This window comes from Arthrobacter pigmenti (assembly GCF_011927905.1).
Classification (GTDB): Bacteria; Actinomycetota; Actinomycetes; order Actinomycetales; family Micrococcaceae; genus Arthrobacter_D; species Arthrobacter_D pigmenti.
The window spans coordinates 3,365,356-3,379,298 of record NZ_JAATJL010000001.1 but is presented as its reverse complement, the minus strand read 5'-3'; the positions used below and the strand labels follow the sequence as shown (position 1 = coordinate 3,379,298).

Annotated in this window: 15 protein-coding genes; 11 read left to right on the top strand and 4 right to left on the bottom strand. The window is 66.7% G+C overall.

Features of this window, described 5'->3' with window-relative positions; translation table 11 throughout:
- Positions 1 to 39 precede the first annotated feature (39 nt).
- The 9 genes from BJ994_RS15875 to BJ994_RS15835 all read left to right on the top strand — a co-directional run bounded on the left by BJ994_RS15875 (position 40) and on the right by BJ994_RS15835 (position 8,676).
- Positions 40 to 1,041, top strand: coding sequence for a proline racemase family protein (locus BJ994_RS15875; protein ID WP_167995397.1), 1,002 nt, complete (start codon positions 40 to 42; stop codon positions 1,039 to 1,041).
- Entirely contained in the window at positions 1,038 to 1,991 is a 954-nt protein-coding gene (locus tag BJ994_RS15870) for an ornithine cyclodeaminase family protein (RefSeq protein ID WP_167995396.1), read from the top strand. The genes BJ994_RS15875 and BJ994_RS15870 overlap by 4 nt, the downstream gene beginning before the upstream one ends.
- Positions 1,988 to 3,133 carry an FAD-dependent oxidoreductase gene (locus tag BJ994_RS15865; protein WP_167995395.1) on the top strand — a complete coding sequence of 382 codons (1,146 nt, stop codon included), beginning with the start codon at positions 1,988 to 1,990 and terminating at the stop codon, positions 3,131 to 3,133. Before BJ994_RS15870 ends, BJ994_RS15865 begins: the two co-directional genes overlap by 4 nt.
- The gene (locus tag BJ994_RS15860) at positions 3,130 to 3,405 is read left to right on the top strand and encodes a (2Fe-2S)-binding protein (RefSeq protein ID WP_167995394.1); all 276 of its coding nucleotides are present in this window, start codon (positions 3,130 to 3,132) and stop codon (positions 3,403 to 3,405) included. Before BJ994_RS15865 ends, BJ994_RS15860 begins: the two co-directional genes overlap by 4 nt.
- The gene (locus tag BJ994_RS15855) at positions 3,395 to 4,882 is read left to right on the top strand and encodes an FAD-dependent oxidoreductase (protein ID WP_167995393.1); all 1,488 of its coding nucleotides are present in this window, start codon (positions 3,395 to 3,397) and stop codon (positions 4,880 to 4,882) included. Before BJ994_RS15860 ends, BJ994_RS15855 begins: the two co-directional genes overlap by 11 nt.
- 4 nt (positions 4,883 to 4,886) lie before the next feature.
- Complete coding sequence (locus BJ994_RS15850) at positions 4,887 to 6,350, top strand: aldehyde dehydrogenase (NADP(+)) (protein ID WP_167995392.1); 1,464 nt, start codon at positions 4,887 to 4,889, stop codon at positions 6,348 to 6,350.
- 145 nt (positions 6,351 to 6,495) lie between these two features.
- A complete protein-coding gene (locus BJ994_RS15845) occupies positions 6,496 to 6,927 on the top strand; it encodes a DUF1761 domain-containing protein (RefSeq protein ID WP_167995391.1) in 432 nt (143 codons plus the stop codon).
- A 19-nt stretch (positions 6,928 to 6,946) separates the two neighbouring features.
- A complete protein-coding gene (locus tag BJ994_RS15840) occupies positions 6,947 to 7,522 on the top strand; it encodes an HhH-GPD-type base excision DNA repair protein (protein ID WP_167995390.1) in 576 nt (191 codons plus the stop codon).
- A gap of 188 nt (positions 7,523 to 7,710) precedes the next feature.
- Positions 7,711 to 8,676 (top strand): EamA family transporter, encoded by a 966-nt coding sequence (locus BJ994_RS15835; RefSeq protein WP_167995389.1) that lies wholly within the window; start codon positions 7,711 to 7,713, stop codon positions 8,674 to 8,676.
- An 81-nt stretch (positions 8,677 to 8,757) separates the two neighbouring features.
- Here the strand turns inward: BJ994_RS15835 and BJ994_RS15830 are convergent, their stop codons facing one another.
- Genes BJ994_RS15830 through BJ994_RS15820 form a run of 3 tightly spaced genes read right to left on the bottom strand, consistent with a single transcriptional unit; the run spans position 8,758 to position 11,643 of the window.
- Positions 8,758 to 11,040 carry a heavy metal translocating P-type ATPase gene (locus BJ994_RS15830; RefSeq protein ID WP_167995388.1) on the bottom strand — a complete coding sequence of 761 codons (2,283 nt, stop codon included), beginning with the start codon at positions 11,038 to 11,040 and terminating at the stop codon, positions 8,758 to 8,760.
- Between the two features lie 36 nt (positions 11,041 to 11,076).
- Positions 11,077 to 11,301 (bottom strand): heavy-metal-associated domain-containing protein, encoded by a 225-nt coding sequence (locus BJ994_RS15825; RefSeq protein WP_167995387.1) that lies wholly within the window; start codon positions 11,299 to 11,301, stop codon positions 11,077 to 11,079.
- A 30-nt stretch (positions 11,302 to 11,331) separates the two neighbouring features.
- A complete protein-coding gene (locus BJ994_RS15820) occupies positions 11,332 to 11,643 on the bottom strand; it encodes a metal-sensitive transcriptional regulator (protein WP_167995386.1) in 312 nt (103 codons plus the stop codon).
- A 133-nt stretch (positions 11,644 to 11,776) separates the two neighbouring features.
- Between BJ994_RS15820 and BJ994_RS15815 the strand changes: the two genes are divergently transcribed.
- Both BJ994_RS15815 and BJ994_RS15810 read left to right on the top strand, forming a co-directional pair.
- Positions 11,777 to 12,421, top strand: coding sequence for a DUF305 domain-containing protein (locus BJ994_RS15815; RefSeq protein WP_167995385.1), 645 nt, complete (start codon positions 11,777 to 11,779; stop codon positions 12,419 to 12,421).
- A 58-nt stretch (positions 12,422 to 12,479) separates the two neighbouring features.
- Positions 12,480 to 13,124, top strand: a complete 645-nt coding sequence (locus BJ994_RS15810) for a thioredoxin-like domain-containing protein (protein ID WP_167995384.1) — start codon at positions 12,480 to 12,482, stop codon at positions 13,122 to 13,124.
- Positions 13,125 to 13,212: 88 nt separating this feature from the next.
- On the opposite strand, the gene BJ994_RS15805 is transcribed toward BJ994_RS15810, so the two are convergent.
- Positions 13,213 to 13,941 carry a copper homeostasis protein CutC gene (locus BJ994_RS15805; RefSeq protein ID WP_167995383.1) on the bottom strand — a complete coding sequence of 243 codons (729 nt, stop codon included), beginning with the start codon at positions 13,939 to 13,941 and terminating at the stop codon, positions 13,213 to 13,215.
- Between the last annotated feature and the right edge of the window lie 2 nt (positions 13,942 to 13,943).

Here is a 13,943-nt window from a genome sequence, read left to right as displayed (position 1 = left end):
TGAATTGGACGTTCCAAGGCATCGACGGAGAGGTTGACGATGAAAACGAGGCGTATCTTCCACGCCGTCGACTCCCATACCGAGGGTATGCCCACGCGCGTGATCACGGGCGGCGTGGGCACGTTCCCGGGCTCCACGATGGCGGAGCGGCGTCAGTGGTTCATCGAAAACAGCGACTCCCTCCGCACGCTCCTGATGTATGAACCGCGCGGACACGCCTCCATGAGCGGCGCCATCCTTCAGCCGCCCACCCGGCCCGACGCGGACTTCGGGGTCCTGTTCATCGAGGTATCAGGGCTCCTGCCGATGTGCGGCCACGGCACCATCGGGGTGGCCACCGTCCTCGTCGAAACGGGCATGGTCGAGGTCACCGAACCAGTCACCACCATCCGGCTGGATACCCCGGCCGGCCTCGTGGTCGCGGAAGTGGCGGTCGACGACGGCGCAGCCACCTCGGTCACCATCCGGAACGTACCGTCTTTCGCCCTCGCGCTGGACCAGAGTGTCAGTGTGGACGGTCTCGGCAAGGTTGCCTATGACATCGCCTTCGGCGGCAACTTCTACGCCGTCGTCGACCTTGAGTCGCTCGGACTTCCCTTTGAGCGCTCCGCCAAGAACCAGTTGCTGGGCGCCGGGCTGCGCATCATGGACGCCATCAACGTGCAGGCTCCGCCGGTGCACCCGGAACGCCCGGACATCGTCGGCTGCCATCACGTCTACCTCAAGGCACCCGGATCCACCGCCGCGCATTCCCGGCACGCGATGGCCATCCACCCGGGCTGGTTTGACCGCTCGCCCTGCGGCACCGGAACCAGCGCCCGGATGGCCCAGCTCCACGCGCGTGGGGAACTGGCGCTCAATACGGACTTCGTGAACGAGTCCTATATCGGCACGCAGTTCATCGGGCGCCTCATCGGGAAGACCACCGTGGGGCCTTTCGAGGCGGTTGTTCCGACGATCACCGGCCGCGCCTGGCTCACGGGCACGGCCCAGTACTTCCTCGATCCAAGCGACCCCTTCCCCGCGGGGTTCCTCCTGTGACCCTGACCTACCTTGACGCGGCAGCACTCCGGGATGCGATTGATGAGCGCACGGCGGTAGCCGTACTGGAGGAAGCCCTCCGCACCGATGTTGATCCGGAACATGACAGCCCCCGGCTTTTCAGCGACGCCCCCGCCGGCCAGTTCCTGCTGATGCCGACCGCCGGGAAACGCTACTCCGGAGTCAAGCTCGCCACCATCGCCCCGGATAACCCGGCAGCGGGCAAGCCCAAGATCCAGGGCGTCTACACACTCTTCGACTCCGGAACGCTCAGCCCGCTGATCCTCATGGATGGCGCGGAGCTCACCCTGACCCGAACGCCGGCGACGACGGCGCTCGCCGTCAAACACCTCCTCGCCGCGGACCCCCGGCGGAGGGGAGACGCGGCACGGCGGGCAGGCGCCGTCGTCGTCTTCGGCGCCGGACCGCAGGCGTGGCGGCACATCCTCGCCGTACATGCAGTCGCCCCGATCGACAGTGTGGCGATCGTCGGCAGGACGCCGGAGAAAGCCGATGCGCTTGTAAGGCGGTGTATGGAACTGGGCCTGGATGCCCGGCCGGGTTCCGCGGCAGACGTCGCGGGCGCCGACGTCGTGCTGTGTGTTTCTTCGGCTTCGGAACCACTGTTCGATGCGAACCTGGTCCAGCCGCACGCCGTCGTCGCGGCCGTCGGATCGCACGGACTGGATGCACGGGAAATCGACCCGGAACTGGCGAGGCGCGCCGACGTCGTCGTCGAAGGCCGTGCCTCAGCCATGCGGGAGTCCGGTGACCTCATTCCCGCCCGGAGCGTCGAGGAATGGCAGGAGCACGGGCTGACCAACCTCGCCGAACTGGTGCACGGTGAACTTGCGCGGCGCGCCGATCGCCCGGCACTGTTCACCGGCGTCGGAATGTCCTGGGAGGACCTCGCGGTAGCGACAGCCGTCTACGAAGGTCAACTGCCGTGAGTGCGGACCTCGTGATCATCGGTGCCGGTGCGGTTGGTGCCGCGAGCGCCTACTTCGCCGCGAAGGCCGGGCTGAAGGTCGTGGTTCTGGAACGCGGCGCAATTTCCGGCGGTACCTCGAGTGCCGGGGAGGGCAACATCCTGGTGTCCGACAAGGAAGCCGGACCCGAGCTTGACCTGTCCCTCTACTCGCAGCAGGTCTGGCGCGAGGACCTGCAGGAATTCGGGGCGTCCTGGGAGTTCGAGTCCAAGGGCGGGCTGGTGGTCGCGGCAACGGAGAACGGCGCTGCCTCCCTCCGGGAACTCGCCATTCGGCAGCGCAGCAGCGGCATCGACGTGACAGACGTCGACGCCGGCTCCCTCCACGAGTATGAGCCGCACCTTTCGCGCGACCTCACCGGCGGCGCGTTTTACCCGCAGGACGCCCAGGTTCAGCCGATGCTGATGGTCGCGCACCTGCTGCGGCTCGCCCGGGAGCTAGGCGCCGAAGTGCACACCAACGTCGAAGTCACCGGTTTCCTGCGCAGCGGCACCTCAGTCACCGGCGTGCGCACCGCGAAAGGGGACTTCAGCGCCGGCGCGGTGCTGAACGCCGCCGGGACGTGGGCGGGGCAGGTAGCCGACCTCGCCGGCGTCGTACTTCCGGTTCTGCCGCGACGCGGGTTTGTGCTGGTCACGGAGCCGCTTCCCGTCCTCATCCGGCACAAGGTCTACGCAGCCGAGTACGTCGAGAACGTGGCCAGCTCCGACGCCGGGCTGCAGACGTCGCCGGTAGTCGAGGGGACCGATAGCGGAACGGTTCTCATTGGCTCCTCCCGTGAGCGTGTGGGGTTCAGCAGTGAGGTCTCCGTGGCCGTGCTGCAGTCGCTCGCCGCGAAGGCAATCACGCTCTTCCCAATGCTCGCGGGCGTCAAGGCCATGCGGCACTATCACGGGTTCCGGCCGTACTGCCCCGACCACCTGCCCGTCATCGGGCCGGACCCGCGCGCCCCGGGCCTGTGGCACGCCGCAGGGCACGAGGGTGCGGGTATCGGGCTGTCGGCGGGCACGGGAAAGCTCATCACGCAGGTGCTGACCGGCGCCGCACCGGACCTGCCGCTGGCGCCCTTCGCGCCCGAACGATTCGAGGAGGCACGGGTATGAACGAACTGACATTCGATGGACGCACCGTCAGCATCGAGCCTGGGCAGACCGTCGGCGCCGCGCTCGCAGCGGCGGGTGTCACGTCCTGGCGTACCACGCGGAAACAGGGGAAGCCCCGCGGCCTCTTCTGCGGCATCGGCGTGTGCTTCGACTGCCTGCTGACGGTTGACGGCGAGGCCAACCAGCGCGCGTGCCTGGTCCCCGCGCGGGACGGCATGACGCTGGAATCCGACGGTTGTCCGGTTGCGGAAGCGGGCACCGATGAGTGCTGAAACGTACGACGTCGGCGTGGTCGGCGCCGGCCCGGCAGGCCTTGCCGCTGCGGTTACTGCGGCGGAGGCAGGGCTATCCGTTGTGCTGATCGACGCCTCCTCCCAGCCAGGCGGCCAGTACTGGCGCCACGCCGACGAGGACCAGGTTCCCGACGCCGGGCACGCCGGCCACCACGACTGGAAGACGTTCGAGCGCCTCCGGGCCGGCCTGTACGCCGACCGCGACGCCGGACGCACCACGTACCTGCCCAACACCCAGGTGTGGCTGATCGACCGGCCGGCCACGGGTTTCAACCTCCGGCTCAACGCGACGCACGCGGCCGCGCCCGAGCCGGGCGCCGCCGTCGTGCACGCGAAGCGCCTGATCCTCTGCCCCGGCGGTTACGACCGCCAACTGCCCATCCCAGGGTGGGACCTGCCCGGTGTCATGGCCGCGGGTGGAGTGCAGGCACTGCTCAAGGGAAGCGGCACGCTGGCCGGGCGCCGCGCCGTCGTCGCCGGCACCGGACCTTTCCTGCTGCCCGTGGCAACGGGGCTTGCCCAGGCGGGGGCCGGCGTCGTCGGGATCTGTGAAGCGGGCACGCTCACCAACTGGTTGCGTCATGTCGGCTCGGCGGTGCGGGTGCCGTCCAAGGGCGTTGAGGGCGCGCAGTATGCTGCGTTGCTGGCCCGGTACCGGATCCGCTATCGCATGCGGACGGTCATCACCGAGATCCACGGGGAGGCTCGGGCCGAAGCGGTGACCGTCGCTCGTTTGGGCGTCGACGGGCAGCTTGTGGGCGGCAGTTCCCGGCGGCTCGAGGTGGATCTGGTGGCGCTGGGCTGGGGCTTCACGCCGTCGCTCGAGCTGCCGCTGATGGTCGGGGTGGCCACCCGCAAGGATGTGGACGGCTCGCTGGTCGCTGTGACGGACGAGGCCCAGCGCACCGACGTCGACGGCGTATACCTTGCGGGGGAGGCCACGGGTGTTGGCGGGGCGGTGATGGCCGTCGCCGAAGGGCGCCTGGCCGCGCTGACCGCAGCGCACGACGCCGGTCGCCCGGCTTCGCAGGCGACCCTCGCCCGGCTGCAGAAAGACATCTCGCGCTATCGCAATTTCGCTAAGGCGATGCACGCTGCGCACCCCGTTCCGGCGGACTGGACGCAGTGGCTGACCCCGGATACGACTGTGTGCCGCTGCGAGGAAGTCCCGTATCAGCAAATCCGGGACGCTCACGCCGAACTCGGTGCATCCGACCCGCGCACCCTGAAAATGCTGGCCCGGCCCGGAATGGGATGGTGCCAGGGCCGCGTGTGCGGCTACGCCGTTGCGGACATCACGGCGAGCCTCTGCGGACGCACGACGGCGGCGGAAGACCTCCGCTCGCTCGGCAAGCGGACACTTGCGGCACCGGCCTCGCTGGCCGAGCTGGCCGCGCTGGACCTTACGGGGCCGGCTCCGAATCAACAGACCGAAGAACTCCAGACGGAAGGGTAGAACCATGACAATCGCTCTCGACACCACCACCACGGATCAGCTGGAGGCACTGCTGGCAGACGCCACCTCAGCAGCCGACATTTGGGGCACAACGCCGGCCGCCGCCCGGGGCGTTGCCCTGACCACAGTCGCTGAAGCGCTGGACGCCGCTGTGGATGAACTCGTTCCGCTGGCTCAGCAGGAAACCCATCTCGCGGAGGCACGACTGCGGGGCGAGCTGAAGCGGACCACCTTCCAGCTCCGGCTGTTCGCTGAAGTGCTTTCGGAGGGCTCCTACCTTGACGCGCGGATTGACCATGCCGATCCGGAATGGCCGATGGGTGCACCGCGTCCGGACCTGCGGCGCCAGCTCGAGCCGCTCGGCCCCGTTGTGGTCTTCGCTGCGAGCAACTTTCCGTTCGCGTTCAGCGTCGCCGGCGGGGACACCGCCTCAGCGCTCGCCGCGGGCTGCTCCGTCATCCTGAAGGCCCACTCAGGCCATCCGGGTCTCTCGGAGGCGACGGCCGCCGTCGTCGTCGGAGCGCTTGAGGAGGCGGGCGCGCCGAAGGGGTTGTTCGCGGTGATCTACGGTACCCAGGCCGGCCGCGACGCACTTCTTGATCCGCGGGTGAAGGCGGGCTCGTTCACGGGATCCATTCCCGGCGGCCGCGCCCTGTTCGACCTTGCGAATTCCCGTCCGGAACCGATTCCCTTCTATGGTGAACTCGGCAGCGTGAACCCCACCTTCGTGACGCGGGCAGCGGCTGCAGCGCGGGCCGAGGAGATCGCTTCCGGGTTCGCGGGGTCCTTCACCATGGGCGCCGGCCAGTTCTGCACCAAGCCGGGCGTGCTGCTGGTTCCCGCCGACTCCAGGATTGCCGAGCTTTTGACCGGGACCGAACTGCCCGTACCTGCGAAGCTCCTGAACGACCGCATCCAATCCGGGTACGTCGAGGTCCTTGAGGGCCTCCTGGCCGGGAACTCGTCCGTGCAGACGCTGGTCCGTGGCGATGATGCGCTCGCTGATCCGCCCGCGCCGACCCTGCTGCACACCAGGGTCAATGACCTCCTGAAACAGCACGAGACCCTGCTCGCCGAGTGCTTTGGGCCCAGCGCGCTGGTGGTCAGCTACGAGGACGAGGCGCAGCTGCTCGAAGTGGCTCGCGTGCTCGAGGGCCAGTTGACGGCTACGATCCAGGGCGAGGAGAACGACGACGTCACGGAGCTGGTCCGCCTGCTCGCGAAGAAGGCCGGCCGGGTGCTGTGGAACCAGTGGCCCACCGGCGTCTCCGTGACGTATGCCCAGCAGCACGGCGGCCCGTACCCGGCGACGACGTCCCCCACATCGACATCCGTGGGCACGGCGGCCATCAACCGCTTCCTCCGACCGGTCGCATACCAGGGCTTCCCGCAGCACCTGCTGCCCGAGGCGCTGCAGGACGCGAACCCGATCGGTGTGCCGCAGCGTATCAACGGTCGCCTCAGCTGATCGCATAGGCTCGCTCGGACGGCGGCAGTAGCGGTTTCTGGTGCGGCACTGAGGTGCGGCGCGCGCTCGACGTGCCGCCGCCGTCGTCGTTCTCCGCCGGGCTACACTTCGCGTAAGTCCTGTTCCGCGCATCAAGGAGACCTTCATGGCTGTTCCCGAGATCAACGTCCTCGCCGTCATCCTGGCCACCCTGTCCACGATGGTGGTTGGGACCGTCTGGTACACCCCGAAGGTGTTTGGGACCTACTGGATGCGGGTGGCGAAGGTGACCCCGAGCGGAGACGCGAAGGACGCGGTGAAGCCGATCCTCATCACCCTCGTGGTCAGCTTCATCAGCGCCTGGGTGCTGGCCGGTGGCGCCGCGATCGCGCAGGAGTTCTACGGCGGAAACTTCCTGGTCAACACGCTCATCACCGCGCTGATCCTGTGGGCCGGCTTCACGGCGTCGCGCTTCATCACCCACGACGCCTTCGAGGGACGGCCTGCCGGACTCACCGTCCTGAACTGCGCGCACGAGCTGGTGACGTACCTGGTGATGGCGCTGATCATCGGGCTGTTCGGGATCAGCGGGGCGTAGCGGTCGCTAGCATTGGGGCATGGCTCCCACACTGAACATCACCGGCGACGCTAACGCCGACCAACTGCTGTCCAACGATCCCCTTGCGCTGCTGGTGGGCATGCTTCTGGACCAGCAGGTCGCGATGGAGACGGCTTTCGCCGGGCCGGCGAAAATCAGCGAACGGCTTGGGCGGTTCGACGCGGCTTTCATCGCCGATTACGACGCCGACGCCTTCGTTGAGCTGTGCCGCACCCCACCCGCCGTGCACCGGTATCCCGGCAACATGGCGGGCCGCGTGCAGGCGTTGTGCCGCACCGTGGTGGACGAGTGGGACGGCGATGCCTCAGCGATCTGGACCCGCGGTGAGCCGGACGGCCCGGAAGTGTTGCGCCGGCTGAAAGCGCTGCCGGGCTTCGGTGAGCAGAAGGCGAAGATCTTCCTGGCCCTGCTTGGAAAGCGCTACGGGTTCACGGGTGGGGGCTGGCAGGAGTCAGCCGGCGCTTACGGCGAGGACGGCAGCTACCGTTCGGTTGCCGACATCGTCGATCCCGAGTCCCTCGCGAAGGTGCGCGAGACCAAGCGCGCTGCGAAGGCTGCTGCAAAGGCGAAGTAACCCTGCCCATCGAGAGGCCACTTATAACCGATTCCCGGAAGGGATTTGGTCATAAGTGGCCGCTCGATGCGTAACCGGGCCACGCAAACCCGATCGTAATGGTCATAAGCCGTCTTGACTCATAACAGGGCGCGGGTCTAACGTCATCACCATAAGTACGCTTTGGTTATGACAGTGCAGGAGACCCCATGAAAAGCGGAACCGCCACCGGGCTATGGTTCGCGATTCTTTCCGCGGCTGCTTTCGGCGTCTCCGGGCCCTTCGCCAAGTCACTCCTTGAGGTCGGCTGGAGCCCTGGCGCCGCCGTCGGGATCCGCATTGGCGGGGCCGCCGTCGTGCTGTTGATCCCGTTGCTCATCAGCCTTCGTGGCAGGTGGGGGGTACTGCGCCGCAATGCCCTGACGCTGGTGATCTACGGCGCAACGGCCATTGCGCTCTGCCAGTTCCTCTACTTCAACGCGGTGCAGCGAATGTCCGTGGGAGTCTCGCTGCTGCTGGAGTACCTCGCGCCGGTGCTCATTGTCGGGTGGCTGTGGATCCGGTCCCGCAAGGCCCCAAGCCGCTTGACCACCAGCGGGTCGATCGTGGCGATGCTCGGGCTGCTCCTGGTCCTGGATCTCATCGGTGACCAGCGGCTCGACCCCATCGGCGTGCTCTACGGGCTGGGTGCCGCCGTCTGCCTCGCCGTCTTCTTCATCATGTCCGCAAAGGCCGACGACGACCTCCCGCCCCTCATCATGGCAGGCGGCGGCATGGTGGTCGGCGCGTTGACGATCCTCCTCTTCGGACTGATCGGCGTGATGCCGTTCACGTTCGAGTTCCGGGACGTGACGCTGGCTGGCTGGGAGACCACCTGGGTGATTCCGGTGCTGGGGCTGGTGCTGATTTCGACTGTTCTCTCCTACGTAACCGGCATCTTCGCGGCACGTGGTCTCGGATCCAAGGTGGCGTCCTTCGTGGGGCTGACCGAGGTCATGTTCGCGGTCCTCGCGTCCTGGCTGATCCTCGGCGAGCTGCCGTCGGCCATTCAACTGCTTGGCGGGGCGTTGATCGTCGGGGGAGTGGTGCTGGTTCGCGTTGACGAGCTCCGCCGCGAACCCGAGGCAACAGAGGCGCTTGACCAGCCCAATGCCGTCGAGCCCCTCCCGCGTTAAACGCAATCGACTCTCCCCAAATGGCCTTTCTCAGGGCCAGGACAGGCCCCAGAATCCCCATTTGGGGAGAGTCGATGCAAACTACTTCCCGAACCGGCGCAGCCGCAGCGAGTTTGCCACCACCAGCACCGAGCTCGCCGCCATCGCAGCACCCGCCACCATCGGGTTCAGCAACCCAAGTGCGGCCACCGGAATGCCGATCGTGTTGTAGAAGAACGCCCAGAACAGGTTGGTCTTGATGGTGCCAAGTGTCTTCCGGGACAGTTCGATGGCCTGCGCCACCTGCTCAAGGCTGTTACCCATCACGGTCAGGTCCGCGGCCTCGATTGCGACGTCGGTGCCAGACCCCATCGCGATGCCGAGGTCCGCCTGAGCCAGAGCCGCGGCGTCGTTCACGCCGTCGCCGGCCATCGCTACGGTGGCACCGGATGTCTGCAGCCGCTTCACGGCATCGACCTTGCCCTCGGGAAGCACGTCCGCCATCACATCGTCAGCGGCAATGCCCACCTCCGCTGCGATCTTGCGTGCGACGGCAGCGTTGTCGCCGGTCAGCAGCATCGGCCGCAGCCCAAGCTCCTTCAACCGGGCAATTGCTGCAGCAGAGGACTCCTTCACCGTGTCCTGCAGGCTGATCAGTCCCGCGACCGCACCGTCCACCGCAACCCAGATCGCCGTCGAACCCGCTTCCTGCTCCGCCGCCAGGGCCGAGCGGTGCGCGTCGGTGATAACGACGTCGTTCTCCTCCAGCCAGCCGGCCCGCCCCGCCAGCACAACCGCGCCATCCACCATGCCGCGCACGCCTCCACCTGCCGAGCTGACGAAGTCTCTCACGCGAGGATGCCCCGGCGCGGCTGCGGAGATCGCCTGCGCGATCGGATGCTCGCTCGCGGACTCGACCGCCGCGGCCAGGTTCAGCACCTCATCCCGGCTGCGCGAGCCGAGCACGACGACGTCGGTCACCGAGAGCCGCCCGCTGGTCACCGTGCCGGTCTTGTCCAGGACGATGGTGTCAACGGTGCGGGTGTCCTCGAGAACCTGCGGCCCGCGGATGAGGATACCCATCTGCGCTCCCCGCCCGGTACCGGTCAGCAGGGCCGTAGGCGTAGCGAGCCCCAGCGCACACGGGCAGGCGATCACGAGGACGGCGACGGCGGCAGTGAACGCCGCCTGGATGTCCCCGGTCAGCAGCGCCCACAGAATGAACGTCAGCGCGGCGATCGCGAGCACTACAGGCACGAACACGGCGCTGATCCGGTCAGCCAGCCGGGCGATTGGTGCCTTCCCGCTCTGCGCCTGGCTCACCAGCCGGCCCATCTGCGCCAGCGTGGTTTCGCTGCCGACCCTCGTGGCACGGACAATCAGCCGCCCGGAGGTGTTTATGGTTGCGCCCGTCACCGTGCTGTCGGGGCCTACTTCGACGGGGATGGATTCACCGGTGATGAGCGAGGTGTCGACGGCGCTGCGTCCCTCGACCACGAAGCCGTCGGTGGCGATCTTCTCGCCCGGGCGCACCACGAACTCGTCCCCGTGAACCAACGACGACGCCGGCACCTTGACCTCGACGCGCTCACCATCCCGCTCACGCAGCACTGTGGCGTCCTTGGCACCCAGGTTAAGCAGTGACTTCAGTGCATCTCCCGCACGCTGTTTGGCGTTGGCCTCGAGGTAGCGGCCGAGCAGCAGGAAGGTCACGACGACGGCGGCAACCTCGAAGTAAAGTGCATGTTCCGTCATAGTGCCCATATCCATCCCCACGTGGGCGGTAACCATGGGGTCGGCGATGAGTTGTCCGAGTGAGAACAGATACGCCGCGGTGACGCCGATGGACACCAGGGTATCCATGGTGGAGGAGAAGTGCCGCGCGTTGATCGCCGCCGCCTTGTGGAAGGACCACGCGGACCACGTGACCACGGGCGTGGTCAGTGCAGCCACCACCCACCCCCAATGCGGGAACTGCAGTCCGGGAATCATCGAGATGAGGAACACCGGCACAGTCAGGATGGCAGCGGTAATAAGCCGCGGCCGCAGCTGCGATGCCGTGCCGCCGTGCGACATGTGGTCGTGCTGGTCGTGATCCATCCCGTCCGTCGCCGGCTCACCCTCCGCGGAAGGGCCCGGATGCTGCGGCTTCTTCAACGAGGCGCTGTATCCGGTGGCGTTCACCGTACTCACGATGTCCTGGTCCGAGATGTGCTCCGGGACCGTCACAACCGCCGATTCCAGCGGCAGGTTGACGCTCGCCTCAACGCCGTCGAGCTTGCCCAGCTTGCGCTCCACACGGCCAACGCACGAAGCGCAGGTCATCCCCTGGATATCGAGTTCGACCGTGCGGGTGGTCTGGGCTGTTGCCGGTTCGGTGGTCATGATCGGTCCTTCCTGTCGGCTGTTCGCCGGCGCTGATTAAGCGTCGTTGGAGACCACGAGGTAACCGGCTTCTGCGACGGCCTCGCCGATCTGCTCCGGGTCAAGCTCGCGCTCGGAGGTGACGGTGGCGGTGGAAACCCCGCCCTTGTTCAGGTCAACGGCGACGTTCTGCACGCCGTCGATCGCAGAAATTTCCTCGGTGACGGAATCAACGCAGTGGCCGCAGGTCATGCCGGAGATGCTTACGGTGGTGGTGCTCATGATGTGCTCCTTTGTGGGATGTTGAAACAGTCAGCGCAGCAGGCGGCTGATGGCCGCCGAGGCTTCCTGCACCTTTTCGTTGACCGCCGCAGGATCTCCAGTAGCCTGGGACTCATTGGCGGCGCCGACGACGCAGTGGGCGATGTGCTCCTCGAGGAGGCCGATGCTCACGGCGTGCAAAGCCTTGTTGACTGCGGATACCTGGGTGAGGACGTCAATGCAGTACTTGTCCTCCTCGACCATCCGGGCGATTCCGCGCACCTGTCCTTCGATGCGCTTCAGCCGCCGGAGGTAAGCCTCCTTGTCAGCGGTGTAGCCGTGCTCAGTGGTTGTCTGCGTCATGGTTTCCTCCTCGTGACATTCTCAAGATATACCCACTGGGGGTATGCGGTCAACTACCCCCTAGGGGTATAGGCGGGAACGGTCCGGGGGATGCCCTACGTTAGATAGGGAAGATACGAAAGGCATTCCCCTTATGACCCTCAACCTCGAGGCGTGGCAGAAGCGCGTCCTCCTCGTCCTGGGCCTGCTTGCAGTTGCGGGTCTTTTCGCGCTTGCATTCACCGCGGGGCGCGTTGCCGCGGCGCCGCAGCATCCGGGCAACAACAGCGCGGACGCTGGCTTTGCCCGCGACATGCAGGTCCACCATGCCCAGGCCGTGGAGATGTCGCGGATAGTGCGGGAGCAAACCGACGACGTCGTTATCCGCGCCATCGCGTACGACATCGCCATGACCCAGCAGCACCAGATCGGCCAGATGTTCGCGTGGCTCGAGGAGTGGGGCCTGCCTCAGAGCAGTGACTCGGAACGGATGACCTGGATGTCCGGATCGGGTCACGGGCACATGAATGACGACGGCGGCAGCATGCTTACCCCCGAAGGTCTCATGCCGGGGATGGCCACCCCTGAACAATTGCAGGCCCTGTCCGAGGCAACCGGTGACGACGCTGAGCGCATCTATCTTGAGCTGATGATCGAGCACCACAAGGCCGGCGTTGAAATGGCGCAGGCCGGCGTCGAACTCGCCCAGGAGCCGGAAGTTCGCGAGCTTGCCGAGAAGATGGCAGCGGGCCAGGCAACCGAAATCACCGCCATGGAAGACCTGCTGGCAGAGCTATAGCCGCTCCGACCGGTAGATTAGACCCGACCCCCACGTAAATACAGAAGGAATCAGCGCGTTGAACAAGAAGCGAGCTCAGGAGAATGCAGACCGCCAGGCGCGCCTGGCGGCCATCCAGTCCCAGCAGCGGGCCAAGGAACGGAAGCGGAATACTTTCATCTTCGGCGGTATCGCGCTTGTCATCGTCGCGATCATTGTGGCTGTGAGCCTGGTGATCGTGCAGCAGGTCCAGGAGAACAACCGGCTCGATGCGCTTGCCCAGTCTGACATCGAGGGGGTCGAGGAAATCGAGGTGGCCTCGTTCAACCACGTAGACGGCCCGGTGGAATATGACCAGGCGCCTCCTGTGGGCGGCGACCACAACGCTGTCTGGACAAACTGCGGCGTCTACACGCAGCCGCTGCCGAACGAGAACACCGTGCACTCGCTTGAGCATGGCGCCGTCTGGATCACGTACCAGCCTGACCTTCCGCAGTCGGAGATTGACGCCCTCACTGAACTCGTCGGGGATCGCAGCTACGTTCTCCTGAGCCCTTACGAGGGCCAGGAGTCCCCCATCATGGCTTCGGCCTGGGGCTTGCAGCTCGGCGTCGACACAGCAGCCGATGAGCGGCTCGAGACGTTCCTCACCAAGTACATCCAGGGTGAGCAGACCCGTGAGCCGGGCGCCCTGTGCAGCGGGGGCCTTGACCCTTCGGCCTAAACGCACTTCGCGGATCGACTCTCCCCGAATGGTCCTTATGAGGCTCTAAACGGCCCTGAAAGGAACCATTCGGGGAGAGTCGATTTCGTCAGTGGCCGGTGAGCGCCGCTGCGGCCGCCGCCACGAGTTCCGGGTCGGTGACGTCGTAGTCCTCTTCGCCGCCGCCAGGACCCGAAGCGCCATCGCGGCGCGCCGCCCGTGCGGATAGGTGGATCCCGTCAAGGCCTGACAGCGCGGGAATGTCGGCGAGACGCACTCCGCCGCCGGCCTGGATTTGCGGGTTGCCGCCGGCGATTTGGCGCAATTCCAGTAGCATCCCAACGCCTTCGCCGGCGGTTCGTGCCCCACCCGAGGTGAGCACGCGATCCACGCCGAGCTGACGCAGCTCAACGATCAAGCTCTCCACGGGAAGCCCCCGCTCAAGCAGGACATCGACGCAGCGGTGCACAGTGATCTCCGCACCGGGATTCACGCCGCGCGCCGCGTCAATAATCCGGCCCAGGGCCTCAGCATCCAGGGACGTGTCACCGTGGGTCAGCGCACCGATGACGACGCCGGCAGCCCCCGCGCGCACCGCCTGTTCGGCTTCGGCGACCATCAGGTCGACTTCGGCCGGCGAATACACGTACCCGCCGCCGCGAGGGCGTACGAGCACGTGCACACCTATCCCGACGGCAACCGCCTGCTCCACCGCGGCCAGCGAGGGACTGTGCCCGCCCATCCGCAGGGCCGCGCAGAACTCCACCCGGTCGGCGCCGTTCTCAAGGGCGGTTCGCGCACCCGCGGCGTCCTGTACTGCGATCTCCAGTGTTGTCATGT

What these genes read in the sequence shown, in the direction of transcription:
- BJ994_RS15875 (WP_167995397.1), top strand. Translation starts at nt 40, where the DNA reads ATGAAAACGAGGCGTATCTTCCACGCCGTCGACTCCCATACCGAGGGT.
- BJ994_RS15860 (WP_167995394.1), top strand. Translation starts at nt 3,130, where the DNA reads ATGAACGAACTGACATTCGATGGACGCACCGTCAGCATCGAGCCTGGG.
- BJ994_RS15855 (WP_167995393.1), top strand. Translation starts at nt 3,395, where the DNA reads ATGAGTGCTGAAACGTACGACGTCGGCGTGGTCGGCGCCGGCCCGGCA.
- BJ994_RS15850 (WP_167995392.1), top strand. Translation starts at nt 4,887, where the DNA reads ATGACAATCGCTCTCGACACCACCACCACGGATCAGCTGGAGGCACTG.
- BJ994_RS15845 (WP_167995391.1), top strand. Translation starts at nt 6,496, where the DNA reads ATGGCTGTTCCCGAGATCAACGTCCTCGCCGTCATCCTGGCCACCCTG.
- BJ994_RS15840 (WP_167995390.1), top strand. Translation starts at nt 6,947, where the DNA reads ATGGCTCCCACACTGAACATCACCGGCGACGCTAACGCCGACCAACTG.
- BJ994_RS15835 (WP_167995389.1), top strand. Translation starts at nt 7,711, where the DNA reads ATGAAAAGCGGAACCGCCACCGGGCTATGGTTCGCGATTCTTTCCGCG.
- BJ994_RS15830 (WP_167995388.1), bottom strand. Translation starts at nt 11,040, where the DNA reads ATGACCACCGAACCGGCAACAGCCCAGACCACCCGCACGGTCGAACTC.
- BJ994_RS15825 (WP_167995387.1), bottom strand. Translation starts at nt 11,301, where the DNA reads ATGAGCACCACCACCGTAAGCATCTCCGGCATGACCTGCGGCCACTGC.
- BJ994_RS15820 (WP_167995386.1), bottom strand. Translation starts at nt 11,643, where the DNA reads ATGACGCAGACAACCACTGAGCACGGCTACACCGCTGACAAGGAGGCT.
- BJ994_RS15815 (WP_167995385.1), top strand. Translation starts at nt 11,777, where the DNA reads ATGACCCTCAACCTCGAGGCGTGGCAGAAGCGCGTCCTCCTCGTCCTG.
- BJ994_RS15805 (WP_167995383.1), bottom strand. Translation starts at nt 13,941, where the DNA reads ATGACAACACTGGAGATCGCAGTACAGGACGCCGCGGGTGCGCGAACC.